Source organism: Desulfomicrobium orale DSM 12838 (assembly GCF_001553625.1).
Lineage (GTDB): Bacteria > Desulfobacterota > Desulfovibrionia > Desulfovibrionales > Desulfomicrobiaceae > Desulfomicrobium > Desulfomicrobium orale.
This window is the reverse complement of sequence record NZ_CP014230.1, coordinates 2,580,981-2,604,997: the sequence shown is the minus strand read 5'-3', so window position 1 is coordinate 2,604,997 and position 24,017 is coordinate 2,580,981. Positions and strand designations below refer to the sequence as shown.

The 24,017-nt window shown below is 58.7% G+C and carries 22 protein-coding genes, 1 tRNA gene and 1 pseudogene; 17 read left to right on the top strand and 7 right to left on the bottom strand.

Annotation, left to right across the window (positions count from 1 at the left end; all coding sequences use genetic code 11):
- Positions 1 to 117 precede the first annotated feature (117 nt).
- Positions 118 to 357 (top strand): hypothetical protein, encoded by a 240-nt coding sequence (locus AXF15_RS12180; protein ID WP_066607997.1) that lies wholly within the window; start codon positions 118 to 120, stop codon positions 355 to 357.
- A gap of 39 nt (positions 358 to 396) precedes the next feature.
- Here AXF15_RS12180 and nudC read toward each other — a convergent pair whose 3' ends face one another.
- From nudC to AXF15_RS12160, 4 genes are all read right to left on the bottom strand, one after another.
- Entirely contained in the window at positions 397 to 1,332 is a 936-nt protein-coding gene (gene nudC / locus AXF15_RS12175) for an NAD(+) diphosphatase (RefSeq protein WP_083518035.1), read from the bottom strand.
- A gap of 81 nt (positions 1,333 to 1,413) precedes the next feature.
- Positions 1,414 to 2,289 carry a radical SAM/SPASM domain-containing protein gene (locus tag AXF15_RS12170; protein ID WP_066607992.1) on the bottom strand — a complete coding sequence of 292 codons (876 nt, stop codon included), beginning with the start codon at positions 2,287 to 2,289 and terminating at the stop codon, positions 1,414 to 1,416.
- A complete protein-coding gene (locus tag AXF15_RS12165) occupies positions 2,286 to 4,448 on the bottom strand; it encodes a PAS domain S-box protein (RefSeq protein ID WP_066607989.1) in 2,163 nt (720 codons plus the stop codon). The genes AXF15_RS12170 and AXF15_RS12165 overlap by 4 nt, the downstream gene beginning before the upstream one ends.
- 111 nt (positions 4,449 to 4,559) lie before the next feature.
- Complete coding sequence (locus AXF15_RS12160; protein WP_066607986.1) at positions 4,560 to 6,368, bottom strand: SLC13 family permease; 1,809 nt, start codon at positions 6,366 to 6,368, stop codon at positions 4,560 to 4,562.
- 224 nt (positions 6,369 to 6,592) lie between these two features.
- On the opposite strand from AXF15_RS12160, the gene AXF15_RS12155 reads away from it, so the two are divergent.
- The 5 genes from AXF15_RS12155 to panB all read left to right on the top strand — a co-directional run bounded on the left by AXF15_RS12155 (position 6,593) and on the right by panB (position 11,221).
- Positions 6,593 to 8,746: a RelA/SpoT family protein gene (locus AXF15_RS12155; RefSeq protein ID WP_066607983.1), complete on the top strand. Its 2,154-nt coding sequence runs from the start codon at positions 6,593 to 6,595 to the stop codon at positions 8,744 to 8,746.
- Positions 8,747 to 8,858: 112 nt separating this feature from the next.
- Positions 8,859 to 9,074 (top strand): hypothetical protein, encoded by a 216-nt coding sequence (locus AXF15_RS12150; RefSeq protein WP_066607977.1) that lies wholly within the window; start codon positions 8,859 to 8,861, stop codon positions 9,072 to 9,074.
- Positions 9,075 to 9,179: 105 nt separating this feature from the next.
- Complete coding sequence (panC, locus tag AXF15_RS12145; protein ID WP_066607971.1) at positions 9,180 to 10,028, top strand: pantoate--beta-alanine ligase; 849 nt, start codon at positions 9,180 to 9,182, stop codon at positions 10,026 to 10,028.
- The gene (gene panD / locus AXF15_RS12140) at positions 10,029 to 10,394 is read left to right on the top strand and encodes an aspartate 1-decarboxylase (protein ID WP_066607968.1); all 366 of its coding nucleotides are present in this window, start codon (positions 10,029 to 10,031) and stop codon (positions 10,392 to 10,394) included.
- Positions 10,391 to 11,221, top strand: coding sequence for a 3-methyl-2-oxobutanoate hydroxymethyltransferase (gene panB, locus AXF15_RS12135; RefSeq protein WP_066607965.1), 831 nt, complete (start codon positions 10,391 to 10,393; stop codon positions 11,219 to 11,221). The genes panD and panB overlap by 4 nt, the downstream gene beginning before the upstream one ends.
- Before the next feature lie 121 nt (positions 11,222 to 11,342).
- Here the strand turns inward: panB and AXF15_RS12130 are convergent.
- Positions 11,343 to 11,419: transfer RNA gene (locus AXF15_RS12130), tRNA-Met, on the bottom strand.
- A 191-nt stretch (positions 11,420 to 11,610) separates the two neighbouring features.
- Between AXF15_RS12130 and AXF15_RS12125 the strand changes: the two genes are divergently transcribed.
- The 3 genes from AXF15_RS12125 to uvrB all read left to right on the top strand — a co-directional run bounded on the left by AXF15_RS12125 (position 11,611) and on the right by uvrB (position 15,051).
- Complete coding sequence (locus AXF15_RS12125; protein ID WP_066607960.1) at positions 11,611 to 11,913, top strand: PilZ domain-containing protein; 303 nt, start codon at positions 11,611 to 11,613, stop codon at positions 11,911 to 11,913.
- Positions 11,914 to 12,133: 220 nt separating this feature from the next.
- Positions 12,134 to 12,976: a phosphodiester glycosidase family protein gene (locus AXF15_RS12120; protein ID WP_066607956.1), complete on the top strand. Its 843-nt coding sequence runs from the start codon at positions 12,134 to 12,136 to the stop codon at positions 12,974 to 12,976.
- 80 nt (positions 12,977 to 13,056) lie between these two features.
- On the top strand, positions 13,057 to 15,051 hold the full coding sequence (uvrB, locus tag AXF15_RS12115) for an excinuclease ABC subunit UvrB (RefSeq protein WP_066607953.1): 1,995 nt from the start codon (positions 13,057 to 13,059) through the stop codon (positions 15,049 to 15,051).
- Between the two features lie 208 nt (positions 15,052 to 15,259).
- Here the strand turns inward: uvrB and AXF15_RS12110 are convergent, their stop codons facing one another.
- A complete protein-coding gene (locus AXF15_RS12110) occupies positions 15,260 to 15,829 on the bottom strand; it encodes a VPLPA-CTERM sorting domain-containing protein (protein ID WP_151192383.1) in 570 nt (189 codons plus the stop codon).
- A gap of 272 nt (positions 15,830 to 16,101) precedes the next feature.
- Positions 16,102 to 16,776 carry an IS1595-like element ISDeor2 family transposase gene (locus tag AXF15_RS12105; RefSeq protein ID WP_066607946.1) on the bottom strand — a complete coding sequence of 225 codons (675 nt, stop codon included), beginning with the start codon at positions 16,774 to 16,776 and terminating at the stop codon, positions 16,102 to 16,104.
- A gap of 423 nt (positions 16,777 to 17,199) precedes the next feature.
- Between AXF15_RS12105 and AXF15_RS12100 the strand changes: the two genes are divergently transcribed.
- The 8 genes and pseudogenes from AXF15_RS12100 to AXF15_RS12075 all read left to right on the top strand — a co-directional run bounded on the left by AXF15_RS12100 (position 17,200) and on the right by AXF15_RS12075 (position 23,908).
- Positions 17,200 to 17,595: an IS5 family transposase gene (locus AXF15_RS12100; RefSeq protein ID WP_066603217.1), complete on the top strand. Its 396-nt coding sequence runs from the start codon at positions 17,200 to 17,202 to the stop codon at positions 17,593 to 17,595.
- Entirely contained in the window at positions 17,547 to 17,741 is a 195-nt protein-coding gene (locus tag AXF15_RS14880; protein ID WP_083518113.1) for a transposase, read from the top strand. The genes AXF15_RS12100 and AXF15_RS14880 overlap by 49 nt, the downstream gene beginning before the upstream one ends.
- Positions 17,742 to 17,825: 84 nt before the next feature.
- A complete protein-coding gene (locus tag AXF15_RS12095) occupies positions 17,826 to 18,971 on the top strand; it encodes an IS4 family transposase (protein ID WP_066607937.1) in 1,146 nt (381 codons plus the stop codon).
- A 42-nt stretch (positions 18,972 to 19,013) separates the two neighbouring features.
- Positions 19,014 to 19,223 (top strand): annotated as a pseudogene (locus AXF15_RS13765) (transposase); the annotation flags it as partial.
- 207 nt (positions 19,224 to 19,430) lie between these two features.
- Positions 19,431 to 21,269 (top strand): BRCT domain-containing protein, encoded by a 1,839-nt coding sequence (locus tag AXF15_RS12090; RefSeq protein ID WP_066607933.1) that lies wholly within the window; start codon positions 19,431 to 19,433, stop codon positions 21,267 to 21,269.
- Between the two features lie 165 nt (positions 21,270 to 21,434).
- Positions 21,435 to 22,160, top strand: coding sequence for a class I SAM-dependent methyltransferase (locus AXF15_RS13760; RefSeq protein ID WP_169793668.1), 726 nt, complete (start codon positions 21,435 to 21,437; stop codon positions 22,158 to 22,160).
- A gap of 60 nt (positions 22,161 to 22,220) precedes the next feature.
- On the top strand, positions 22,221 to 23,012 hold the full coding sequence (gene dapB / locus AXF15_RS12080) for a 4-hydroxy-tetrahydrodipicolinate reductase (RefSeq protein WP_066607927.1): 792 nt from the start codon (positions 22,221 to 22,223) through the stop codon (positions 23,010 to 23,012).
- Positions 23,009 to 23,908, top strand: coding sequence for an AAA family ATPase (locus AXF15_RS12075; protein WP_066607924.1), 900 nt, complete (start codon positions 23,009 to 23,011; stop codon positions 23,906 to 23,908). The genes dapB and AXF15_RS12075 overlap by 4 nt, the downstream gene beginning before the upstream one ends.
- Positions 23,909 to 24,017: the final 109 nt, after the last annotated feature.

The following is a 24,017-nucleotide window of genomic DNA, read 5'->3' as shown; positions in this document are numbered from 1 at the left end:
CGGCCGTCAAGAAACGCGCCCGCCCCCATGGCGCGTTTGGAGGGCTTTTTCCTTGACCCCCCTCCGGGGCATGGTATGTTTTCCCCAAACTCCAGACGCTCTGGAAGGAGGTATGTCATGTCGTATTCGGAACGGGATTTGCCGGTGCATCTGCGCGACGGAGATATTCTCGTGCTGGACGATGGAACGGAGGTGCGCTGGGAAAGCAGCGGAGAGGCCAAGGCGGTTTTTCTGGGCAGCGATTTCGCGCCCCTCATGGAGATTTTTCCCGGCCAGGAGGAAAGCGTGAATATCGGTGGGAAGTTTTTTACTTTGGCGGCTTCCTTTGAAGACGATATGGAGGTCAGACAGGCCTGATGGATTTTTATCGTGGCCGGAAATCCGCCTCGCAGTTCTTCAGAGAGCGGGAAAGATGCCGTCCGCATCCGGCAGCCACGCGTCCAGCAGGCGGCGGGCGATGGTTTCCCCGGCGGGCAGACAGAGTTCTCCGCTTTGGACTGAAGTGATAATGTCCCGGCGGGAGAACCATCCGGCGTCTTCCAGTTCTCGGTCGCCGAGGGTTATGCGCGTTGACGCGGCCCGGGCGTGAAAGCCCAGCATGAGCGCGCCGGAAAACGGCCAGGGCTGGGAGGAGTGGTACCGCACGCTGTCCACTTCGATTCCGGCCTCTTCCCGGATCTCCCGCGCCACGGCGTCCTCGGCGCTTTCGCCGGGTTCCACATACCCGGCCAGAGCGGAATAGACGCGCGGTTTCCATGCGGACTGGCGTCCAAGCAGACAGCGGTCCCCGTCGTGGACGAGAACGATGACGGCCGGATCGACCCGGGGAAAATGCTCCCGGCCGCAGCCCGGATTGGAACAGACCCGGCCCTGGGCATTTACCCTGGGCCGGGTGGGATGCCCGCAGCCGGGACAAAAGCGCGAGCGGGCGTGCCACCCGGATACGGCCCGCGCATAGCCGAGAAGAGCGGCGGTCTGGGCAGGCAGGATCGCCGCACATCGGCGCAGGGCGGCAAAGACGCCGAGTGTGCTCAGGCAGAGGCTGGAAGACTCCGGAAGCTGGGCGAGGTCGAGCACAAAATAGCCGGTTTCGCCATCGTGCCCGAGGAACAGCGGCCGGGAATCCGCCGCGCAGTCGAGCAGCATCTGATGGTTCAGCAGAAGGGGACCATCTCCCGCCGGATCAAAGAGAATGTCGTCTCCGCGGACCACGACGCAGAGTCCGGCTTGCATTGTCCGTTGCCAGTCGGTTGCGGCGTCCGGCCCGGCCGGTTTGCGGTTCAGGGTGAGGCCGGAAAAAGTGTTGAGGACAGGTTTCGTACGATGATCCATGCGGGCAGGATAGAAGCTTGAGAAGCGCAGGGCAACAGGATGCGGATTCCGGCTCCGTCGGCCTTGTGGAGGTCACCCTGCTCAATGCCGGGGAGTCCTGAACCGCCGGCAGTAGGAGCAGGTCCGGCACTGCTTTTCCACCAGCCGCCCCTGGGCGAAACCTTCCCGCATGGCCGCGGCTCGCGGCCCGTCCAGAATTTCTTCCAGATCCGCATGGCGGACATTGCCCAGAGCCAGCCGCCCTCCGGCGTCCAGACAGCAGGGACAGACCGTGCCGTCGGCCAGAATGGCAAAATGGGTATTCAAACCGTGACAGCAGCCACGTTCACGCTCCGGAATCGTGGCCGAGCCGGGCCAGGAAAACCGCGTGTCCCGGTGCAGATATACCCGGCCCCGCAGGCGGCGGCTTTTCCGTCCCGGCGGTACCTGTACGTCGGCTCCGAAGTATTCCGCGACACGCTCCAGGAGCCGGCCGCTTAAGGCGTTCTCCCGGGGAAAAGTCAGACTGTCCAGGTTCCACAGGCGCAGATTCACATACAGGTCGGGCCGCTTTTCCATTGCCTCGGTGCAGAAGGCCAGCACATGTTCGAGAATGGAAAAATCCGGTTCTTTCCCCTGAAGCAGGGAATGCAGGGAGAAATTGATCTGCCGCAGGGCCGGGGCATTCAGGATGTTCTGCCTGTGAAGAGGCAGCAGGGTGGCGTTGGTGGTCAGGTTCACGGACATCCCCGTCTGGTCGCAGAGCGCCGGGAAAACGGGAAACTGCGGATGGCCGAGGGGTTCGCCCAGCACATGGAGGCAGATTTCTCCGGTCAGAGGGCGGAGCTGCTTCAGGACGGAGGCGAAGAAGTCCGGTTCCATGAAGGCGGCGGGTCTGACCGGCGGGGCGCAGAAGCCGCAACGCAGATTGCAGACATTGGTAATCTCCACATATGCGCGCTGGTACCGCCGGTTCACCGGGTCTCCGGCGGTATCAGCGGCAGGGAGAAATGGGCTTCGGTGCGGCCGTTGGAATCCGTCATGACGCACAGTCCCGACCCCATGATGCCGAGCAGGCGTCGGGCCAGGACCACCCCCATGCCGGCTTCGGCGTGGGAGTGAAGCGCCGTGCCCGCTTCGCCGAAGAGATGCGGGGCGGACTTCTCATCCGGGTCAAGGGGCGTTTCGTAAAGGCCGAAGTGGACGATCCCGCGTCCCGAGGAATGTCTGAAGGGCAGCGGAGATATCTCGAGACGGACGCATTCCTGCTCCGTACTTGCTATGGATTCTTCCGCGAGGTTGTGAAGAATCCGGACAATACGAGGCATGTCGCCAAGCAGAGTATCCGGCAGATCGGGTGCCGTGCGGCAGACGAAGCTCACTCCCTTTTCCCCGGCTTTTTCGTATAAATCCTCAAGAGATGTGGCCAGCAGACACGCGGCGAAGGGCTCTTCGGCAATGTCCCGCGGACTCAGTGCGGACAGTTCGAGCGCCTGCCGGAGTATGTCCTGAAACTCCTTCACGGCGGTTTGCACAGCCACGGCGAAATTGCGGACTTCCTCCGGCACCTTGTTCTGAAGCATCTTGAGGGGCGCTACGGCCGCATGCAGGGAAGCGTGCAGTCTGCGATTCATTTCAGTCAGAAAGGCGGCCGTGTCTCTGTTTATTTTTTCGGTCGCTTCTCTGGCCGCAGTCAGACTCATCTCCAGCTTCTTCGGACCGGTAATGTCCGAGAACGATTCGATGACCACTGCTTCGCCGCCGATTTCCGCACGCACCACCGACTTGAGGACATGCCAGGGAGAGCGGTCCGCCGCGGCGAGCTGCACTTCCCTGTTCTGGACCACTTCCCCCCTGTCGATGACCGGGCATTGGGATTCACACTGCCTGCCCAGATGCCTGTAGCAAAGAGCATTGTGGAGCATGCCCTGACTCCAGCCGGTCATCTCGGTCAGCCTGGGATTGACGTAGCGGATTCTGCGGTCCGATACGCCCACCACGGCGATTCCCACCTGCATGGCGTCCAGAATGGTGCGCAGACGCTCCATGTCCTGACGGACTCTGGCCTGATTTTCCTGTTCGCCCGTGACATCGTCCAGAATGATCAGGATGCGTCCGTCCTCCAGCAACCTGAGCTGCTGGGAAAGACTTCTGGATGTGCCGTCCTTGCGGGTAACCCGCATCTGGGTGGTCGCGTCTTCGGCATTTTTCAGGGTATGCGCCCAGTCCTTCAGGTACCTGCGCCTGTCGCGGACATTCGGATAGATTCTGCGAAACCAGGCATTCCGGGTGGGGATATCCTCTCTGGAGTATCCGGTGAGCGCGGTGAAAGCCGGATTGACCAGACTGATCCGGTTGTCGGGTTGAACGAGCATAAGCCCCACGGGCAGCCTGTGCACGAGAGTGCTCAAAAGTTCCAGATGGACCTGTGTTTTTTCGTGAGTCCCGGCCAGTTCGGTCATGTGCATCCGGTAAAAATGGCGGATCAGAAAAAACAGGGGGGCCAGAAATCCAAGCAGAGCCACGGCTCCGCCGAGGCCGAGCAGCATGTGGCTGGTATAGACGGCTTCCAGATCGCTGGTTTCCACATCGGCGCAGGCCAGATAAGGCCGCCCTCCGGGGCTGGTCTCGAACAGGCAGGTGGTATGGAAGTCGCCCCAGTCGTCCTTGTAGGTCAGGCTGACGTCATGTCCTTCGTCCAAAGCTCTGGAAAGCTCCGGGGGTGCATCTTCATATGGATAGAAATACCAGGAGCGCCGGCTTTGAGCTTCGGCTGGAGAAATTGTGGGTGAGGAGAAGTGAAGTTTCCCGTCTGATTTCACCAGCGTGTACGCATAAACCAGATCATTGTCCCTGACAAAGGCGTTGAAATTCTCGCGGTTGCGCAGTTCCTCCTCCATGCCGATGGCGGTGGCATTCACGGCCCGGTCGTGAAAATCTTCGGCCAGCAGGTAGGGCAGGACTGCGGCGGCGGTGCGCAGACGGGTGTCCGTCGCCTCCAGAAAATGTTTGTCTTTGTGGTGGATCCAGGACACGAAAAAAACGATGACCACAGCCAGATAGCCGAAAAGCAGAAGGCTTGCGCGAGCGAGCAGAGAGGAAAGGACTGGCGTCCGGGTGGTGGAAGGTTGCGTCATGGTTGGGCTGTTTCCTCGTGTACGGGGCCATACAATGGGCATTCGTCAGACGTAGGCGTCGGACGTATGGTATTTTCAGTCCGCTGGCAATATACCCGGCCGCGCCGAATTTCATCCGCCCGCAAACAGAATCAGTCCGCCGATCATGACCGCGAGATAAATGACGGACATGCCGCTTCCGGCCCGGATGTAGTCCGCCGCACGGAATCCTCCGGGCCGCATGACCAGCGCGTTGACCTGATGCGTGGGCAGAATGAACGTGTTGGATGCGGCCAGGGCCACGGCCAGCGCCGCCACACGCGGGTCTGCGCCGGCATCGGCGGCCATGTTCATGGCCAGAGGCACCATCAGCACCGTGGCGCCGACATTGGACGTGAACAGCGTGAAGAAGGACGTCAGCAGAGCGATGACCACAAGCAGAACCGGGAAGGACGGGGCGCCCAGCCACATGGTCGCGTGATCGGCCAAAAATTTGGCGGCGCCGGTGTTTTCAAAGGCCAGCCCGAGAGGAATGAGCCCGCCCAGCAGGAAAACACTCATCCAGTCTACGGCCTGATAGGCTTCGTCCACGGATATCACTCTGGCCAGAATCATGGCCAGGCTTCCGCCCAGCAGGGCGATGGGCAGACTGACATTCAGCACGAGAATGGACAGCAGAACGGTCAGGGAAATGATGCTGGCGTACTTGGCCTTGTCCACGCGCAGCACCTCTCCGAGGATGGGCTCCGTGAAGACCAGCAGATCCGGGCGCTCCTGCAGTTGATGGAAGCGTGTCCAGGCGCCGTGCAGCAGCAGGGCGTCCCCGGCTTGGAATTTCTGCGCCCGCAGGTTTTCGAGGATGAGCTTGTCGTCGCGGAACAGGGCCAGCGGCGAAATATGATAGTTACGGCGCAACCCGAAGTCGTGGATGGTCTTGCCCACCAGTTCGGACCGGGGAGTGACCAGAGCCTCCACAATTCCCGCGTTGTCCGGGGCCAGAACTTCGGCGAAGGTGGACAGTTCGGGCAGCAGCTCCCAGCACAGGTCGCAGGCCAGTGTTTCCACGAAGTGCCTGGGGCCGACCACGGCGATATGGTCGCCGGGATGGATCTCGTCGTCGGCCACGGGTCCGATGATATGCTTGCCCGTTCCGTTGCGGCAGATGGCCACCACGGACGTATAGTAGCTCGGGCGCAGGCCCAGAGCGGATAGGGGCACGGCTCCGGTGAAATACTTGGGCACGCGCATCTCGAACAGGCCGCCCACGTCGTGATAGGTCTTGTCCAGCAGGCCGGAGAGGGGCCCGCTCTGGTCCTGTCCCGCGGCGGGCGGCAGAATGTATTTTCCCAGAAGTCCAAAGTAGAGCAGGGCCGCGCCCACCAGGCACAGCCCGATGGGTGTCACGCTGAACATGGAGAAGGGTGCAAGTTTTTCTCCATCCAGCGTTATGATGTCGTTCAGCATGATGAGCGGACTTGAGCCGACCATGGTCAGGCAGCCGCCGATGATGGCGCAGTAGGCCATGGGCAGCAGGATGCGGCTGCACGGAATGCCGGTCTGTCTGGAGATGCGGCGGGCGGCCGGCAGAAACAGGGCCGCTGCGCCGATGTTCTGCATGAAGGCCGAAATGGTGGCCACGCTGGAAGCGATGAGTATGACCACGCGCTGCTCGCTCTTGCCCGCGTATTTGAGAATGACCCGGGAAAGGGCGCGCATGACGCCGGTTTTCTCCATGCCCGCGCCGAGAATGATCACACCAATGATGGAAACCACGGCGCTGCTGCCCAGTCCGCCGATGGCCTGCTGGGGAGTGACCAGACCGAGCAGCGGCAGAAGGACCATCATGAGCAGACCGACGACATCGACGCGCACGGCGTCCGTCACGAAGAGAATGATGACCAGAACCAGAACCGCGAGCGCCAGGGCGATGGAGGGCGTCATGGAAGACTTCCTGTCGGAAAAGGTTGGAGTTTGCCTGCCCCTTGCGGAGATGGCGTTTTTTATAGTGCATCGAAAAGCATGGCAATCATGGGAAAAGTCCTCTTGACAGATGCGAATCCCATGCCGGGAACGGGGCTGGACCCGCAAGAAACATTGACTTTTCAGGGCGCTGAAGCCAATTCCAGAACGGTACAGGTGAAAACCTCGAACATGACAGGCAAGCCATGATCCGCATCAATGATATTCTGGACCAGGCGTCCACCTACCTGCCGCCCGCCGATGTGGCCCTCATCCAGAAAGCCTATGTGTTTTCCGCGGCGGCCCACGCCGGACAGGTCCGCCTTTCCGGAGAACCTTACCTCTCCCATCCGCTGGAGGTCAGCAACATTCTGGTGGGCATGCGTCTGGATGCCCCGGCCATCGCGGCCGGGCTGCTGCACGACACCGTAGAGGACACCGATGCCTCCACGGCCCAGATTTCCGAACAGTTCGGCCCGAGCGTGGCGGCCATCGTGGAAGGCGTGACCAAGATCGGGAAAATGAATTTCGAGTCCAAGGAGCAGGCCCAGGCCGAGAATATCCGCAAGATGATCCTGGCCATGGCCGACGACATCCGGGTCATCCTGGTCAAGCTCGCGGACAGGATGCACAACATCTCCACCCTGCAGTTCCAGAAGGAACACAAGCAGCGGGCCATCGCCCAGGAAACCCTGGGCATTTACGCTCCCCTGGCCAACCGTCTGGGGCTGTACCGGATCAAGGTGCAGCTGGAAAACGAGAGTCTGCGCTACCTGAAGCCCGACATGTACGCCCAGATATCCGAGGGCATAAACCGCTATCAGGAGCAGGGGCAGGTCTATATCGACAGGGTCTGCGCCATGATCGAGGATGTTCTCGCGGAAAACGGCATCAGGGGCCGGGTCACGGGCCGGGTCAAGCACATCTATTCCATCTATCACAAGATGAAGCAGCGCGGTCTGACCCTGGATCAGGTCTTCGACATGATCGCCTTCCGGGTGGTCGTGAACAATCTGCGCGAATGCTACACCGTGCTGGGGCTGGTGCATTCCCTGTGGAAGCCCGTGCCGGGCAAGTTCAAGGATTACATCTCCATGCCCAAGGCCAACATGTACCAGAGCCTGCACTCCACGGTCATCGGCCCGGAAGGGGAGCGGATCGAGATTCAGATCCGCACGGAAGAGATGCATCATCTTGCCGAGAACGGCGTGGCCGCCCACTGGGCCTACAAGGAGCGTGGCAGCAAGAAGGCTCAGGATGCCGACCGTTTCAGCTGGCTGCGCCAGATTCTTGACTGGCAGGGCGATCTCAAGGACTCCCGCGATTTCATGTCCACCCTGAGCCTCGATCTCTTTCAGGACGAGGTGTACGTTTTCACGCCCAAAGGCCAGGTCAAGGAACTGCCCGAAGGGGGCACGCCTGTGGACTTCGCCTATCTGATCCACACGGAAGTGGGCAATCATTGCGCCGGGGCCAAGGTCAACGGCCGCATCGTGCCCCTGAACACGCCCCTTAAAAACGGCGACACCGTGGAGATCATCACCGACTCGTCCCGCAGTCCCAGCCGGGACTGGCTCCAGTTCGTCAAATCGGGCAAGGCCAGATCGCGCATCAAGCACTGGATCGGGACCGAGGAACGGGCCCGCAGTCTGGCTCTGGCCCGCGAACTTCTGGACAAGGAAGGGCGGCGCATGGGCATCAACGTGACCAAGGCCCTGAAGAGCGGAGATTTCGAGGCGGCGGCCAGGGAATTTTCCTTCCGCCAGGTGGACGATCTGCTTTCCGCCGTGGGGCACGGCCGGATCACGCCCCGGCAGGTGCTCAGAAAACTGCTGCCCAAGGAAGAGCAGAAAAAGGAAGAACTGAAGGCTGAGGACCGCAAGACTCAGGCGGCTCCGGCCAAGAAGGACCCGGCGGACGCCATCGCCATCCGGGGTGTGGACGGGGTGCTTACCCGCTATGCCCAGTGCTGTAATCCCCTGCCCGGAGACCCCATCATCGGCTACATCAGCCGGGGGCTGGGCGTGACCATCCACACCCAGGACTGTCCCAATGTGGCCAACATGGAGGTGGACCGCCTCATTGACGTCAGCTGGAGCGCCGACGAACAGCCCAAGGTGCTGCCGGCCCGGATCAGGGTCATCTGCCGGAACCAGCAGGGCATGCTGGGGCAGGTCTGCACCCTGTTGGGCAAGGAGGGTGTGAACATCGACTCCGGGGGGTTCACTTCCACGCTGGACGGCAAGTCCGAAATGGATTTCCTGATCGAGGTCAAAACAACCTCCCAACTCTACGCCATCATTGAAAAACTGCGCAAACTGGACGCAGTGCACGAAGTGACCCGCTTCGCGACGGGTTGATTTCCTCCGTACCGCATCCGTCGGGTGACTGCGCGGTCCGCCTTCCGGATGCGCCGGCCGTTGACGGCGATATGTCCGAAACGTAATCCGCCTTCCGGCAGGAGGGAGTGCGATGGGCGTTCGATTCGGAGAACTGCGGGATTTCGTCTGCCGCCGGTGCGGGCTTTACGGCATGGTGGATGTCATGGAAATGGAGTTTGAATACGATCCGGCCACGGGCGTGCTCTTCGACGTGGTGGACGACCCCGACGGGCGGCGCCGGGGCGATCAGATCGTCTGTGACTGTGGCGGCGAATGTTTTGAAATGCGCCTTCCGCAAGAAGGATAGAAAATGTTCCACTGAAATCCGGCGCCGTGCGAGACTCCGGAAATCCGGGACTCTTGGCGAATGCTTTTGGCGTCCGGGTGGAATTTTCTCAAAAGGAGTGAGCAGATGCGTGAAATAGCATCGCCGCGGATCATGCAGGAGGAATCCCTGGACTGGCTGCGGCGGGGAGCGTCCGTGGGGCTGGTGCCGACCATGGGCTATCTGCATGACGGCCACCTGTCCCTGATGCGCTGGGCCAGAGAGCGCTGTGACATTCTGGTGGCCTCGGTTTTCGTCAATCCGGCGCAGTTCGGGCCAGGGGAGGATCTGGACAAGTATCCGGCCGATCTCGCCCGCGACGCGGCTTTGGCCGGAGATTGCGGCGTGGATGTGCTGTTCTGCCCGAATCGGGACGCCATGTATGACCCGGAACACGGAACCTGGGTGGAAACGCCGGAACTGACCAGAGCCCTGTGCGGACGGTCCCGTCCCATCCATTTCCGGGGCGTGGCCACAGTGGTGTGCAAGCTTTTTCATCTGGTCTGGCCGACCTTCGCCGTGTTCGGCGAAAAGGACTGGCAGCAGCTGGCTGTGATCCGCAAGATGACCAGGGAGCTGGATCTGCCCGTGCGTATCGAAGGCCGTCCCATTGTCCGCGAGGCCGACGGTCTGGCCATGAGCTCGCGTAACGTCTACCTCACGGCGGAGGAGCGGGCCGCGGCCCCGCATATCCAGAAAGGACTCTGCCTGCTGGAAGAACTGGTCCGCGCCGGGGAAAGAAGTGTCGGGCGGCTGCGCGAGGCCGTACTGGCCTATTATGCCGAACACCTGCCGCAGGGCGAGCTGGATTATCTGGAAGTGGTGGATCCGGACCGCATCGAGCCTCTGGCGGAGATTTCTTCCGGGGCCCTGGCCGCAGTGGCCATGCGTCTGGGCAGGGCCCGCCTCATCGACAACAAACATATCGAGCCGTGAATGTCTCTGCGAACCTTTTTGCAAGCCAAACTGCACCGGGCCGTCATCACCGGAGCCGAGATAGACTATGAAGGATCCGTGGCCATCTGCCCGGACCTGATCCGCGCCGCCGGATTTCTGCCCAACGAGCGGGTGGACATCTACAATGTGGATAACGGCGAGCGCTTTTCCACATATGTCATCACCGGGGAAAAGGGAGAAATCTGTCTGAACGGCGCGGCGGCCCACAAGGGGATGCGGGGGCAGAAGGTCATTATCGCCGCCTACGTGCATCTCACGCCGGAAGAGGCGGCCGGCCATGAGCCCGTGGTGGTGCTGGTGGGAGAGGATAACGGCATTATCCGCAAGACAGGAGGGCCGGCATGAGGAGCCTGACGGATTTTCATCGCTCCAAGAAAGAGGGCGGCAAGATCGTGATGATGACGGCTTACGACTGTCCCGGCGGCAGGTTGTGCGAAGAGGCGGGCGTGGACGTGATCCTGGTGGGAGATTCTCTGGGCATGGTCGTCCTTGGCTACGATTCCACCGTGCCCGTGACTTTGGAAGACATGATTCATCACTCCCGCGCCGTGCGGCGTGGCGCCAAGGATACCTTCATCCTGACGGACATGCCCTTTCTGACGTATCAGATTTCCCCGGCCCAGGCCCTGGAAAACGCGGCCCGGCTGATGCGGGAGGGCGGCTGCGACGGCGTGAAGCTCGAAGGCGGGGCGGAAATAGCGGCTCAGGTCCGGGCTCTGACTACGGCCGGCATTCCTGTCTGCGGACATGTGGGGCTGACTCCGCAGTCGGCCACGGCTCTTGGCGGCTACAAGGTGCAGGCCCGCACGGCCGAAGCCGCACGCAAACTTCTGGACGACGCTCTGGCTCTGGAGGCGGCCGGCGCCTTCATGATCGTGGTGGAATGCGTACCCGCGCCGGTGGGCGGGCTCGTTGCCGGAAAAGTGAACGTGCCGGTCATCGGCATCGGGGCCGGGGCGGATTGCGATGGCCAGGTGCTGGTTTTTCACGATGCTCTGGGCATGTTCGACCGCTTCACTCCGAAATTCGTGCGTCGTTTCGCCGAAGTGGGCCGCGCCGCGCGGGAAGGGCTGGAGGAATACGCGGCTCAGGTCCGGGATGGCCGCTTTCCCGCCCCGGAACACTCTTTCGGCATGCAGGACGAGGAATTGCGCAAGATTTACGGCAATTAAATTGTGAGGCCAGCTGGCTGCCACACATCCGGCTTGCGGCTCCGGATGATGACGCGCGGAACAGGTGTGACCGGCACAAAAAAAGGACTCGAGCCGATATGCTGGAGTCCTTATGTTTTTCTGGTAGCGAGGGAGGGAATTGAACCCCCGACACTGCGGATATGAGCCGCATGCTCTGACCGTCTGAGCTACCTCGCCATATTCGTTTCTGACAGCCGTCCCGAAAACGAAACCGCCTGATACAGAGGCGGGAATGAAAAGGCAAGCTTTTTCCCGAGCCGGAAATTTTGTACGTTGATTCATAAGTCCGGATGGAGTAATAGGTCAGACTGCAAATGTATGACAATAGCCGGTTGTCTGTCCGGTGTGGAAAAACAGGAGGAATATTCATGTCCGAGAACAAGCGGCAGCATGTCCGGAAGGATTGCCTGATTCCGGTCCGTTTCACCTACAATGGAGAACGCAGAACCTTTTATGCCCGGCTGGTCAACTACGGTGACGGCGGGATCTGCCTGAAAACCCGTACTCCGGTGCGGCAAGGCGCGCGCCTGGAACTGTCCTTGGAAGGGTATACGCCGGAAGCGGAAAAGCTGGTCCCCTACGAGTGCTATCCCGTGGCCGTGCGCTGGAGCAAACAGATTCCCGAACGCAGGCTGCCCGTTTACGAAACCGGGCTGCAGTACGTCGGGTAGATTTTGCCGGGCTCCGTGCCGTACATGGAACTGAGCCTTCATCCTTCCTCATCGGGCCGGTTGCGGAATCCTTGCCCCTGCAGCCGGCCCGGCTTCCCGGACAATTTCCGGCCCGCCGTGGAGCGGCGTTGCCCGGCGCACGGCCCCTTCCGCTTGAAATGATTCCCCTTCTGTGAAATGAGGTGATACGAATCCGGCTCTTTGGGAGTATCGCCTCATTATGACAGCCCTGATCCCCCACGTTCTTTTTTTCTGCCTTGTGGCGGGTCTGGCCATTGGTCCGGCTCACTCCGGAGAATGGCAGCCCCTTGCCGACGGGCTGGAACTGCGCGAGTTTCTTGTGCCGGACGCGTTGGGCGATCTGGCCGGCGCTCAAGGGGGCATGGCTGTGGTGCGCATCGACCCGGCCAAGTATGACGTGAGTCTTGGTGCGGCGCTGTATTCCGGGCGTCCTCTGTCCATGCAGGAGTGGGCCCGCCAGTTCGGTTTCACGGCGGTCATCAACGCGGGCATGTTCCGCTCCGACGACCGGCTGCGCAGCACCGGACTGATGCGCGACACGGGGATGGAGGTCAGCTCATTCCTGCATCCGGACTACGGGGCCTTTCTGGCTTTTCATCCGCGGGACGCGAATCTGCCGGCCCTGCGCTGGGTGGACCGCAAGCTCGACGCCGACTGGCGGGAAGTGCTGGAGCGATACGACGGAGTGGTCCAGAATTACCGTCTCATCAGCCGGAACCGGGAAAATCTCTGGAAACCCACGGAGCGCAGGCATTCCGCGGCAGCTGTGGGTGTGGATGCGGATGGGCGTCTGTTGTTCATCCATTGCCGCCCGTCGCTGTCCATGTACGAGTTCGCTCAGGCGCTGCTGGATTTGCCGTTGGATCTTGTCGGCGCGATGTATGTGGAGGGCGGGGCCGACGCGGGACTGTACGTGCATGTGGAGGATTTTGTAGGCCGTTGGGTAGGCGAGTACCAGAGCGATTTTCTGCTTCAGGGCAGCAACCGGAATTTCTGGCCCACGCCCAATGTACTGGGGGTCCGGGCCCGCCAGACACACTGAATTTACACATCGGCCGTGCCGTGGTCCGATCCGCCCACCGTATCTTTGGCCACAGCCGGTCTCACTTCCCACGATACCGTATGTCCATTTTTCAGCTCGTTTCCGAATACACTCCGCGCGGGGATCAGCCCGCGGCCATTGAAGCTCTGTGCGAGGGTATCCGGCAGGGCGTGACCGACCAGGTACTGCTGGGCGTGACCGGCTCGGGGAAGACCTTTACCATGGCCCAGACCATCGCCCGTCTGGGCCGCCCGGCCCTGATCATGGCCCCGAACAAGACGCTGGCCGCGCAGCTCTACAATGAGTTCAAGGGGCTGTTTCCACGTAACGCCGTGGAATATTTTGTCAGCTATTACGACTATTACCAGCCCGAAGCCTATCTGCCGCATTCGGACACCTACATAGAAAAAGACTCGGCCATCAACGATGACATCGACAAGCTGCGCCATGCCGCCACTCATGCGCTGCTGACCCGCCGGGATGTGATCATCATCGCCTCGGTGTCCTGTATCTATGGCCTGGGCTCGCCCGAATATTACGCCAAGATGATCATCCCGGTGGAATGCGGACAGGCTGTTTCCATGGAGAATATCATCAGCCGCCTTGTGGATGTGCAATACGAACGCAACGACTACGATCTGCACCGGGGAGCGTTCCGGGTGCGCGGCGACGTGCTGGAAATCATTCCGGCCTACAAGCACGAACAGGCTCTGCGGCTGGAGTTTTTCGGCGACGAGATCGACGGTATCTACGAGACCGATCCTCTGACAGGCGAAATTCTGTCCCGTGTGCAGAAGACCGTGATCTATCCGGCCAGCCACTATGTTTCGGACCGCGACAACCTGGGCCGGGCCATGAACGACATCCGCGAGGAACTGCGCTTGCGTCTGGAGCATTTTCAGCGCGAGAACATGCTGGTGGAAGCCCAGCGTCTGGAACAGAAAACCCAGCTCGACCTGGAGATGATGGAGGAGCTGGGCTACTGCAACGGCATCGAGAACTATTCCCTGCATCTGGACGGCCGTGTGACCGGTCAGCCGCCGGCCACGCTGCTGGACTATTTTCCCGAGGATTTCCTGCTCTTCGTGGATGAATCGCATATCACCGTGCCGCAGATAGGGGGCATGTTCAACGGCGACCGTTCCCGCAAGCAGACTCTCGTGGATTACGGCTTTCGGCTGCCCTCGGCCCTGGATAACCGGCCCCTGTGCTTTGACGAGTTTCTGGCCCGCATCGGCACCTCGGTCTTTGTCTCGGCCACACCCGGCCCTTGGGAGCAGGCGCGGGCCCAGGGCGTGGTGGTGGAACAGATCATCCGGCCTACAGGTCTGGTGGATCCGGAAGTGGAGATCATCCCCACGGCGGGCCAGATGGACCACCTCATGGGGGAGTGTCTGGTCCGCGTCAGCCGGGACGAGCGGGTCATGGTCACCACTCTGACCAAGCGCATGGCCGAGGATCTGACCGAGTTTCTGCAGGCGCGGGGGGTGCGCGCCCGCTATCTTCATTCGGACATCGATACCCTGGAGCGCGTGGCCATCATCCAGGCCCTGCGGGCCGGAGAGTTCGACGTACTGGTGGGCATCAACCTGCTGCGCGAAGGGCTAGACATTCCGGAGGTCTCGCTGGTGGCCATTCTGGACGCGGACAAGGAAGGGTTTCTGCGCTCCACGCGTTCCCTCATCCAGACTTTCGGTCGTGCGGCGCGCCATGTACGCGGCCATGTCCTGCTCTATGCTGACAACGAAACCCGCTCCATGCGCGAGGCGCTGGAGGAGACCCGGCGGCGGCGGGAAAAACAGCGTAATTACAACGCCGAGCACGGCATCACGCCGCAAAGCGTGCGCAAGGAATCCGGGAATGTGCTCTATGAACTGCACCGGGAGGTTGCGGATAAGGATCGAGCGGCCGAAGAACCGGCTCTTTATGCCGTTGATTCCGGAAATGTGAAAAAGGAAGTAGCCAGACTTACACGGGCCATGCGCAAGGCGGCCGAAGCTCTGGAATTCGAGGAGGCGGCGCGTCTGCGGGATCGCATTGCCGCTCTTGAGAAGATGGGAAGCGGCAGAAAATGAATGGGTGTATTCAGCCGGTTTTAGAGTATGAATGACATTCCCGGACTTATCGTTCATCGCATAAAGAACCTTTGGCGGAGCAGCGCGCCGGTAATCTTTGGTGTTGGGATGACGAGCTGGAGAATATCTCCGGATCAGTCCGAGATAGACGTAAAAAAGCTCCGGAGGGGCTACTCCGGAGCTTGCATCATTCTTTATGAAGTGAGTTTCAGGCCCTGTTTCTTCTGCGCATGCCGATCACACCCGCGAGTCCGGCACTCAGAAGCCATACCGCTCCAGGTACAGGAACCGCCTTGGCGGAGATGATCATGTCATCGAAATCACGGTCGACGGTGCACATGTCGTTGAAGCCGATCAGGTACATTCCTTTGGTCAGGAAAATGGAATTGACCGTCATATCTTCCAGCAGCCTGAAAATCCGTACGCAACTGTCATCGTCAGGCCAGACGTTTGCGGCAAGCCGATTGCCGTCAAGGCCGGACTCAAACCATAACGAAGCGATGTCCATATTGGCCCTGGTTTCGCCGACAGCGGTCACAGAATTTTTGAAAATCACCTCTGACCCAGGCATCCGCAGCAGGCTATTGTTGTACGCAGCCTCTTTTCCCAGAAAGGTAAGGTCGTACTGCCCGATCAACGGCTGAGCTTTAACCGGCGTCACTTCGGTCAGAAAACCGGGATTCAGAAACAAGTTGTCGATTCCATAGGTTGCAGCAAATCCAGATGTACAATGAAACAATAAGGCAAAGAACATGGCAGCAATAAGTTTGGTTCTCATTTTCTGCTCCGAATTGTAAGAAGGTGGACGAACTGCGCAAACAGAAACAGAGAATGGCCATTCCAATCTGTTTTTTTATTCTTTCTTCTTCTTTTTCGGATGCCGCAAGCATGGAATAATTTTTCACTCCTAGGTTTTATATAGCACGATGTTGAATATACTATCAAAAATGGGAAAGTTCCTAATTCTAATAAGAAGGTAGTATATATTTTGTATCTTAATATATTTTATAGAGATATTTGATATTAAGATATTAAATTCATGGGTCATGCCTAGCTGAGTGGATTTTCTCTGAGCATTTTGAGCAGAAGTTTATAACTATCTTCGTTTCTATGGTTAAAGCGAAATTCACATTCTTTCAAATGAAAGTAAAAAGTGTGCTTGGGCAAACCCCTAAAACGAACAAGTCGTGTTTTGGCAAAAGCCCAGAAGCTCTCAATGCCGTTAATGTGTGAGTTTTTATTGGCAAATTCATTGTTGCCATGCTCAACCCGGAAGTGTTTTTGGTAGCCTAGGTCTACGAGACCATCATAGCCGCGCCAGCCATCAGAGTGAATAATGCTTTCAAGTTTCACGCGGCCCCGGATGATCCCTTGGAGGGTGATTTTTGAACAGTCCGGGACAATTTCGGTATAAACGCGACCTTCACGCTTGAATAAGCCGAACACAATGGTTTTGCCCTTGGCTCCTCGGCCTCTGACTCCTTTAACGCGGCGTGCGCCAAAATAGCTTTCATCAACCTCAACTTCGCCTTGAACAGGAGACTCCGCCTCGCAGAACCGGGCAATCCTCTCTCGGAAAGCAGCCAGATAACGGTTCGCGGTATTACGATTTACCCCGGCTATTTCAGCTATCTGCAGGGCATTCAAATCCACGGCAAACAGCTTCACTACTTGTCGGACTTTGGCCTCTGAAATTCTTGAACGCTTCGCATACTTGTTTTTCATTGTCGTGACTAGCCTTATAGTCGAATGGAGACTCATGGACTAGGCATGACCCAAATTCATTTATTAATAAATTCAGTAAGATGTATGTTATTTTTTTGCTATTCCCTGCGTACTTTGAATAGCTTCAGAAAGGGGCATTTTTTAGAAAAAGTATTATCAAGTATGATATGATACTTTGGATACAAAAATATGAGAGAAAATTTTATTTCTATTCAGATAACACCACTGTCCATGATGAGTTGGATATGAATTATTTTGTTTTGAAGCACGGTAAGATAATGTTTATATATAACATATTGTGTTTCATGAAAAATCTATTCCCTTCTCTATTTTATATAAGCTCTGAGTTTCGTAGGTATGGTTTTATCTCTAGGGTGTGTTTGCAAACTTTATAACCAGCGTGGTTTGGTGTAGCTTTTGGACATGTGTTATACCGATATTTCCGATGAAACCTGGCAACGGCTTGAGCCCGTTCTGCCGCTTGAGGGTTCGCCCAAAGGCGGCCGTCCGGCCAAAGATAAACGAACATTCATAAATGCAATCATCTGGCTGCTGCGCACCGGGGCTCCCTGGAGGGCCCTGCCGAAAGAGTATGGGTCATGGAATGCCGTGTATTCCCGCTTTCGGCGTTGGCAGATAAAAGGATCCTGGAAAGCAGTCTTTCTCGCTCTGGCGTCTGACCCCGATCTCGAAGCGGTAATGATTGACGGTACGTACATCCATGCCCACAAACATTCGGCTGGCGCAAAAGGGGGCAGCACAGACAAGCTCTGGGCCGCAGTCGCGGAGGTTTTACCTCCAAGCTGCATGCACAGGTAGACGCGCTCGGCAATCCTGTATCGTTTTTCCTTACAGGAGGTGAATGCGCGGATATCAGTGTTGCACCACAATTACTTGAAGGGGTTCGTGATTGCACTGTCATTGCCGATAAAGGGTATGACAGCGAGCCATTGCTGTCCGGCTAAGGGATAAGAAAAAAGTCCAAAATCTCAGCGATATGTGGTAAAAGAAATCACCACAACATCTTGCCATACAAGGAGATTTTGGACTTGAGTCACCATAATACACTATTCTCCCAGACGCTATCTCTGATTCCCAGACATGTTTTTCAGAAACTCGAAAGACGGCACAAAACCGGGCGCTCGTCGCGTCAATTCGGTTTCAAGGAGCAGTTCACGGTCATGGCCTTCATCCAGCTTGCCGCAAGACGTTCCATGCGCGATGGCCTGCGCTGCCTTGAGGCTGCGGGAAACCGCCTGTATCACTGGGGACTGAAAAACGTGGCCCGCTCGACCTTTGCTGACGCGAACAATTCTCGCCCCGCAGGCTTTTTCAAGGATCTGTTCGCCGAGATGTACGGCCTGTGCGCCGCAAAAGCCCCGAAGCACAAATTCCGTTTCAAATCCAAATTGTTCAGTCTGGACGCCACCACCATAAAGCTTTGCCTGGCGCTTTTTCCCTGGGCCTCGTTTCGGCAGGCCAAGGGCGGCGTCAAAGTACATACCTTGCTGGATCACGATGGCCATATCCCGGCTTTCGCAACCGTCACCGACGCCAAAATCCATGAAAGCCGCATAGCTCAGGCTATGGAGTTGCCCAAAGGCTCCATCGTGGTCTTTGACAAGGGCTTCACCAGCTATCCCTGGTTTCGGCTCCTCGGGGCAAAGGGCGTCTTTTTTGTGACCCGGCTCAAGCGCAACGCCGTTTTCAAACTCCTGGAGCGCCGCCTCGTGAATCGCAAGACCGGCGTTACTTCCGATCACATCATTGAAGTCTCCAGCCGGGGAAAATCCTTACGCTTGCGCCGTATCGGCTATCGTGACCAGGAAACCGGGAAACACTACGAATTTTTGACCAACCATTTCCGGCTTTCGGCGAAAACCATCGCCGACATCTATAAAGACCGCTGGCAAATCGAGCTCTTCTTCAAGGAAATCAAACAAAATTTGCGCATAAAGACCTTCGTCGGCAACTCGGAAAATGCGGTTCTGATCCAGATTTACACGGCCCTGACGGTTTACCTGCTCCTCGCGTACCAGAAATTCCTCAGCCGTCTCGGACTCTCCGTACAGCAACTCTTCCAGCTCATTCAACTCAACCTGCTCGGCGAGGCATCCTTGGATGAACTCCTGAATCCCAGACGACGAAAATTCGATAATTCATATAACTTCACACTGTTAGATTACATCGCTTAGCCGGACAGCAATGACAGCGAGCCGTTAGTTCAACTTCTTGAAGCAAGAGGCTGTACCGTAGTTATTCCTCCACGCTCAAATCGTAAAACACCTCGTCGGTATGATCGGCATCTTTATAAGGAACGGCACCTTGTTGAATGCTTTTTCAGTAAAATCAAAGAGTACCGCAGAGTGGCAACACGTTATGAAAAGCTTGCCCAGACTTTTCTTTCTTTCGTTTACCTGGCAGCTTCAATGATTTGGATCAAATAGTTTGCAAACACACCCTAGCACTTGAGCATTATCGAGTGTGAGTCGAAAGTTCTGGAGTACCCATGGGGATATTATTTCCAGTCTCTTTCAGGTAATATCGCCTTGTGGGAAGCGGTTGACGTATACGGTCAAACTGTTTGGGATTCCAAATTATGCTGGCTTCGATGAACTCTGGAACCTGAATGTAAACCCCAATATTTTGGTTTGATGAATATAAATACTGATACTGGAATTGCAGAGCTTGCCGCTCGTCTTGAGCACTATAACGCAGCGTACCGGAGTGGCGCGCCGGAAATCTCCGACCTCGAGTACGACCTGCTGGTGGAAACTCTGCGCGGGCTGGAGCCGGAGCATCCTTTTCTGCAACGCGTGGAGCCGGAAGAGTTTTCCGGCCGGCCCGAAGTGCGTCATCCCCAGCCCATGCTGTCCACGGAGAAGGCCTATACCCGGGAAGATCTGGCCCGGTTCGTGGCTCGTGTGCGCAAGGAAGCGGAGGAGATCGGTGTGCTCAACCCGCTGTTTCGGGTCACACCCAAACTCGACGGTCTGGCAGGGCGCGACGACGGCACAGTATTCGCCACGCGCGGCAATGGCGAGGTGGGCTACGAGGTCAGCTCGGCCTTTGCCAAAGGTATGGTGCCGGAAGGCGGGCGCGGTTTGGGCATGGGAGAGATGGTGGTGGTCCGGAGTTATTTCGACGCGCATCTGGCCGGAAAGTTCGAGCACCCGCGCAATCTGGTGGTAGGCATCGTGTCCGCGGATACGGTGAATGAAGACGCCCGCCGGGCGCTGGATGCCGGGGCCGTGCGCTTTGTGCCCTATGCCATGCTGCCCCGCTGGGAAGGAGACGGGGATGAACTGGTGCGGTGCATGGAGGACATCGCCGAGGAACTGGCCGCGGAGGTGGACTACCCGTTGGATGGCATGGTGGCGGAGGCCGTGGACGAGGACGTGCGGCGCAGCATGGGGGCCACCAACCATCACCACCGCTGGCAGATCGCCATCAAGCGCAAAGGGGATACGGCCCGGACCACGGTAGAGGATGTCGTCTGGCAGGTGGGCCGCACGGGCAAGGTCACGCCGGTGCTGTGCGTGGCGGCCACCAGTCTTTCCGGGGCGACCATCCGCCGTGTAACGGCGCACAACGCGGGGTTTCTGGAGAAAAACGGACTCGGAGTGGGCGCGGAAATCGAAATCATCCGCAGCGGCGAGGTCATCCCCAAGGTGGAGGCGGTCGTTCATGCCGCCGCGCCGGAACTGCCTGCAGAGTGTCCTTCCTGCGCCGCGAAGCTTATCCGCGAGGGAGATTTTCTGCTTTGTCCCGACGAGCATTGTCCGGCTCAGGCCGTGCAGGCTCTGGAGCACTGGTTCAAAACACTGGGTAATGCGGACTGGTTCGGTCGCAAGACCCTCGAACGGATGGCGGCCGCCGGATACGACGAACTGGAGAAAGTTTACGAATTGGGAGAGGAGGATTTCCGGCGTATGGGTTTTGGTCCCGTGCAGTCGTCCAATCTGGCTGAAGCCGTGCTCCTGAGCCGGACCCGCCCGGTGGAGGACTGGCGGTTTCTGGCCGCTCTGGGTGTGGAGGGATTAGGCACGGGGGACAGCCGCAGGCTGCTCGAGAATTTTCGTCTGGAGGAGGTGCCGGATCTGACGGCGGAGCGGATCGAAGCCATCCACGGTTTCGGGAATGTCACGGCCCGGAGCATTGTGGACGGCATGAAACGCCGGGGGCCGACCCTGCGGCACATGCTGGATCTGGGCTTCCGGATTTTGCCCACCGGTGCGGCCAGGCCAGCCGATGCGGCCGCTCCAATGGCCGGGAAGCATGTGGTTTTTACCGGCAAGATGACCGCCTCCCGCGAGGCCATGCAGGAACAGGCGCGCGCTCTGGGCGCGCTGGTGCAGAGCGCGGTCAACGCCAAGACGGACTATCTGGTCTGTGGAGAGAAAGTGGGTGCGGCCAAATTGGCCAAGGCCCGCCAGATCGGCACCCGGATTCTGACGGAGCAGGAATATCTGGCTCTTGTGGATGGGAAGTGATGCGGCGGGAAGGAGCACTGTGAGGCATCGGCATCGTTTCGGCAACGCTTCCGGTTGTCTGAAGGTTCAGCGTCAGCCCTCCTTGCCGTTCAGGACCGGGTCTCATTGTGGGATTATGTCATCTGATGCGAGGCTTTTTCAGAAAGCAAGCAGATGGGGAGCGCCTTGAGTCTGTCTTCTGCCGCGATCTCCTGGATTGATCAGGAAGAAAATTACGGACGCCATGTCGTACGGTCATTCCTTGAAAGGTGTGCTCCGTACGGGCATGTGCTGGATGTGGGTGCGGGTTGTGGAAATGATCTGGCGATCGCCCGCGATGTTTGCCCGGAAGCGGTATGCCATGCTATTGAGTGTTTTCCTCGGAATGTCGCCGCGTTGGAAAATCATGGCTTCCCGGTAAATTCTCTCAATCTTGAGCGCGACCAATTCCCCTTTGCAGACGCTTGTCTTGACGTGATCATCGCCAATCAGATTCTGGAGCACACCAAGGAGCTGTTCTGGATTCTGCACGAAATGTCGCGCTGCCTGAAAGTGGGAGGCCGTCTGCTGATCGGCGTGCCGAACGTGGCCGCTTTTCATAATCGCATTTTGTTGTTGTTCGGCAGGCACCCTTCCCAGGCCAAGTCGTGTTCCGCCCATGTGCGCTGCTTTTCCGGAAATGATTTTCTGGACTTTCTGGGCAGAACATTTCCCGGCGGTTACGATCTGGAAGCCTTTGCCGGAAGCAATTTCTATCCATTTCCCAAATGCATTGCCAGACCGCTGGCCGCTTTTTTCCCATCCATGGCGCAATCAATCTTTTTCCTTCTGCGTAAAAAAATGGGCTACACCGGGAGTATAGTCGATTATCCGCGTAAGCATCCGCTGGAGACAAATTTTTGGCTCGGCTGAGGTGGGTCGGCGGATTTCGCGGTGACCCACTTCGTTTGGTTTCAACATCAGGAGAAAAACATGTCTGTTCCGGTAATTATCATGGGCGCCGGGGGGCGCATGGGCTCGACGCTGACCCGGCTTGCGCTGGAATCGGAAAAGTTCGTTCTGGCCGGAGTGGTGGAACGGGCCGAATACAGTGCCGGACTGGAAAGTCTGGGCTGTCCGGTGGCTCATGATCTGGAGGATGCGCTGGCCGCCGCGCCGGAAGCGGTGGTTATCGACTTCACGGCTCCGGAAGTGACTCTGGCGGCGGCACGGGTCGCTTCGCGGACCGGAAACCCCGTGGTTATCGGTACCACCGGGCTGAACGGCGCGCAGATCGCGGAACTGGAGAAGCTGGCCGTGAGCTGCCGGATGTTCTGGTCGCCTAACATGTCCGTGGGGGTGTACGCTCTGACCCGCATTCTGCCCGAGCTGTCACGCATTCTGGGCGAGGATTACGACATGGAGATCACGGAAATCCATCATCACCACAAAAAGGACGCGCCCAGCGGCACGGCGGTCAGATTGGCCCAGGTGCTGGCCGGAGCCCGAGGTTGGGATCTGGCCGATGTGGGCAACTACGGCCGTCACGGCCTGCCCGGCGCGCGCCCGGCGCGGGAACTTGGCGTGCACGCCCTGCGCGGCGGTGATGTGGTGGGCGACCATACGGTTTATTTCTTCGGGCCGGGCGAGCGGGTTGAAGTCACGCATCGCGCCCATTCGCGGGAAAATTTCGCGCGCGGGGCCCTGCGCGCGGCGGTCTGGCTGATCACGCGGGAGCCGGGCGGGCTCTACGGCATGGATCATCTGTTGGGAGGACTGGCATGACCGCGCTGCGGGAAGTCATGGCCCGGCTGGATGAGGTGGTATTGGGCAAGAGGAGCCAGATCCGACTGGCCCTGACCTGCCTGCTGGCCCGCGGGCATCTGCTGATCGAAGATATCCCCGGCATCGGCAAGACCACGCTGGCCAAGTCCCTGGCCACAGTGCTGGGCCTGGACTTCCGTCGGGTGCAATTCACCACTGATCTGTTGCCCGGCGATGTACTGGGCGTTTCCGTTTTCGACGCGTCCTCGTCGTCTTTCGTGTTCCATCCGGGACCGGTGTTCACCAACGTGCTCCTGGCCGATGAGATCAACCGGGGCACCCCGCGCGTGCAGAGCGCCCTGCTGGAAGTCATGGAAGAGCGTCAGGTCAGTCTGGACAGCGAGACGCGCCCGCTGCCCCGGCCTTTTTTCGTGCTGGCCACGCAGAACGCTCTGGATCAGGCCGGAACCTATCCGCTGCCTGAATCCCAGCTGGATCGCTTTTTGTTCCGCATCGGTCTGGGATATCCGGATATGGAGTCGGAGCTGGAACTGCTGGAGCGCTCCCAAAACGCGGGGCGGCCTTTGCTTCCGGACGCGCTGATGAACATGGAACAGGTGCTGGCCCTGCAGGATGAGGCGGATCAGGTTCGTACGACCCGTCCGCTGCTTAGGTATGTACGCGATTTGCTGGACTGGACCAGAACCGGCAAGCGTTTTGTGAACGGTCTTTCCCCGCGCGCCGGACAGGCGCTGGTGCGGGCGTCCAGGGCCTGGGCCTATATTGACGGCCGCGACTATGTCCTGCCTGAGGACGTGCAGGCCGTTTTCCCGAGTCTGGCCGGGCATCGTCTGTATTCCCGTCACGGCGCGGCCGTGGACGCCTCCGAAGCGCTGGATGCCGTGCCCGTTCCCTGACTAGGCGGTGTGTTTACATTCTGTCAGCCCGCTCAGGAATGGTGGTCGGCTTTTTTCTGTTGGCCATTTCATGGCGGCCGTCAACTTCAAGTAGTCCGGCCTTTCTGCT

Excerpts from the sequence above, each read along its gene's own strand:
- AXF15_RS12180 (WP_066607997.1), top strand. The coding sequence starts at position 118 with ATGTCGTATTCGGAACGGGATTTGCCGGTGCATCTGCGCGACGGAGAT.
- nudC (WP_083518035.1), bottom strand. The coding sequence starts at position 1,332 with ATGGATCATCGTACGAAACCTGTCCTCAACACTTTTTCCGGCCTCACC.
- AXF15_RS12165 (WP_066607989.1), bottom strand. The coding sequence starts at position 4,448 with ATGACGCAACCTTCCACCACCCGGACGCCAGTCCTTTCCTCTCTGCTC.
- AXF15_RS12160 (WP_066607986.1), bottom strand. The coding sequence starts at position 6,368 with ATGACGCCCTCCATCGCCCTGGCGCTCGCGGTTCTGGTTCTGGTCATC.
- AXF15_RS12155 (WP_066607983.1), top strand. The coding sequence starts at position 6,593 with ATGATCCGCATCAATGATATTCTGGACCAGGCGTCCACCTACCTGCCG.
- AXF15_RS12150 (WP_066607977.1), top strand. The coding sequence starts at position 8,859 with ATGGGCGTTCGATTCGGAGAACTGCGGGATTTCGTCTGCCGCCGGTGC.
- panC (WP_066607971.1), top strand. The coding sequence starts at position 9,180 with ATGCGTGAAATAGCATCGCCGCGGATCATGCAGGAGGAATCCCTGGAC.
- panD (WP_066607968.1), top strand. The coding sequence starts at position 10,029 with ATGTCTCTGCGAACCTTTTTGCAAGCCAAACTGCACCGGGCCGTCATC.
- panB (WP_066607965.1), top strand. The coding sequence starts at position 10,391 with ATGAGGAGCCTGACGGATTTTCATCGCTCCAAGAAAGAGGGCGGCAAG.
- AXF15_RS12125 (WP_066607960.1), top strand. The coding sequence starts at position 11,611 with ATGTCCGAGAACAAGCGGCAGCATGTCCGGAAGGATTGCCTGATTCCG.
- AXF15_RS12120 (WP_066607956.1), top strand. The coding sequence starts at position 12,134 with ATGACAGCCCTGATCCCCCACGTTCTTTTTTTCTGCCTTGTGGCGGGT.
- uvrB (WP_066607953.1), top strand. The coding sequence starts at position 13,057 with ATGTCCATTTTTCAGCTCGTTTCCGAATACACTCCGCGCGGGGATCAG.
- AXF15_RS12110 (WP_151192383.1), bottom strand. The coding sequence starts at position 15,829 with ATGAGAACCAAACTTATTGCTGCCATGTTCTTTGCCTTATTGTTTCAT.
- AXF15_RS12105 (WP_066607946.1), bottom strand. The coding sequence starts at position 16,776 with ATGAAAAACAAGTATGCGAAGCGTTCAAGAATTTCAGAGGCCAAAGTC.
- AXF15_RS12100 (WP_066603217.1), top strand. The coding sequence starts at position 17,200 with ATGTGTTATACCGATATTTCCGATGAAACCTGGCAACGGCTTGAGCCC.
- AXF15_RS12090 (WP_066607933.1), top strand. The coding sequence starts at position 19,431 with ATGAATATAAATACTGATACTGGAATTGCAGAGCTTGCCGCTCGTCTT.
- dapB (WP_066607927.1), top strand. The coding sequence starts at position 22,221 with ATGTCTGTTCCGGTAATTATCATGGGCGCCGGGGGGCGCATGGGCTCG.
- AXF15_RS12075 (WP_066607924.1), top strand. The coding sequence starts at position 23,009 with ATGACCGCGCTGCGGGAAGTCATGGCCCGGCTGGATGAGGTGGTATTG.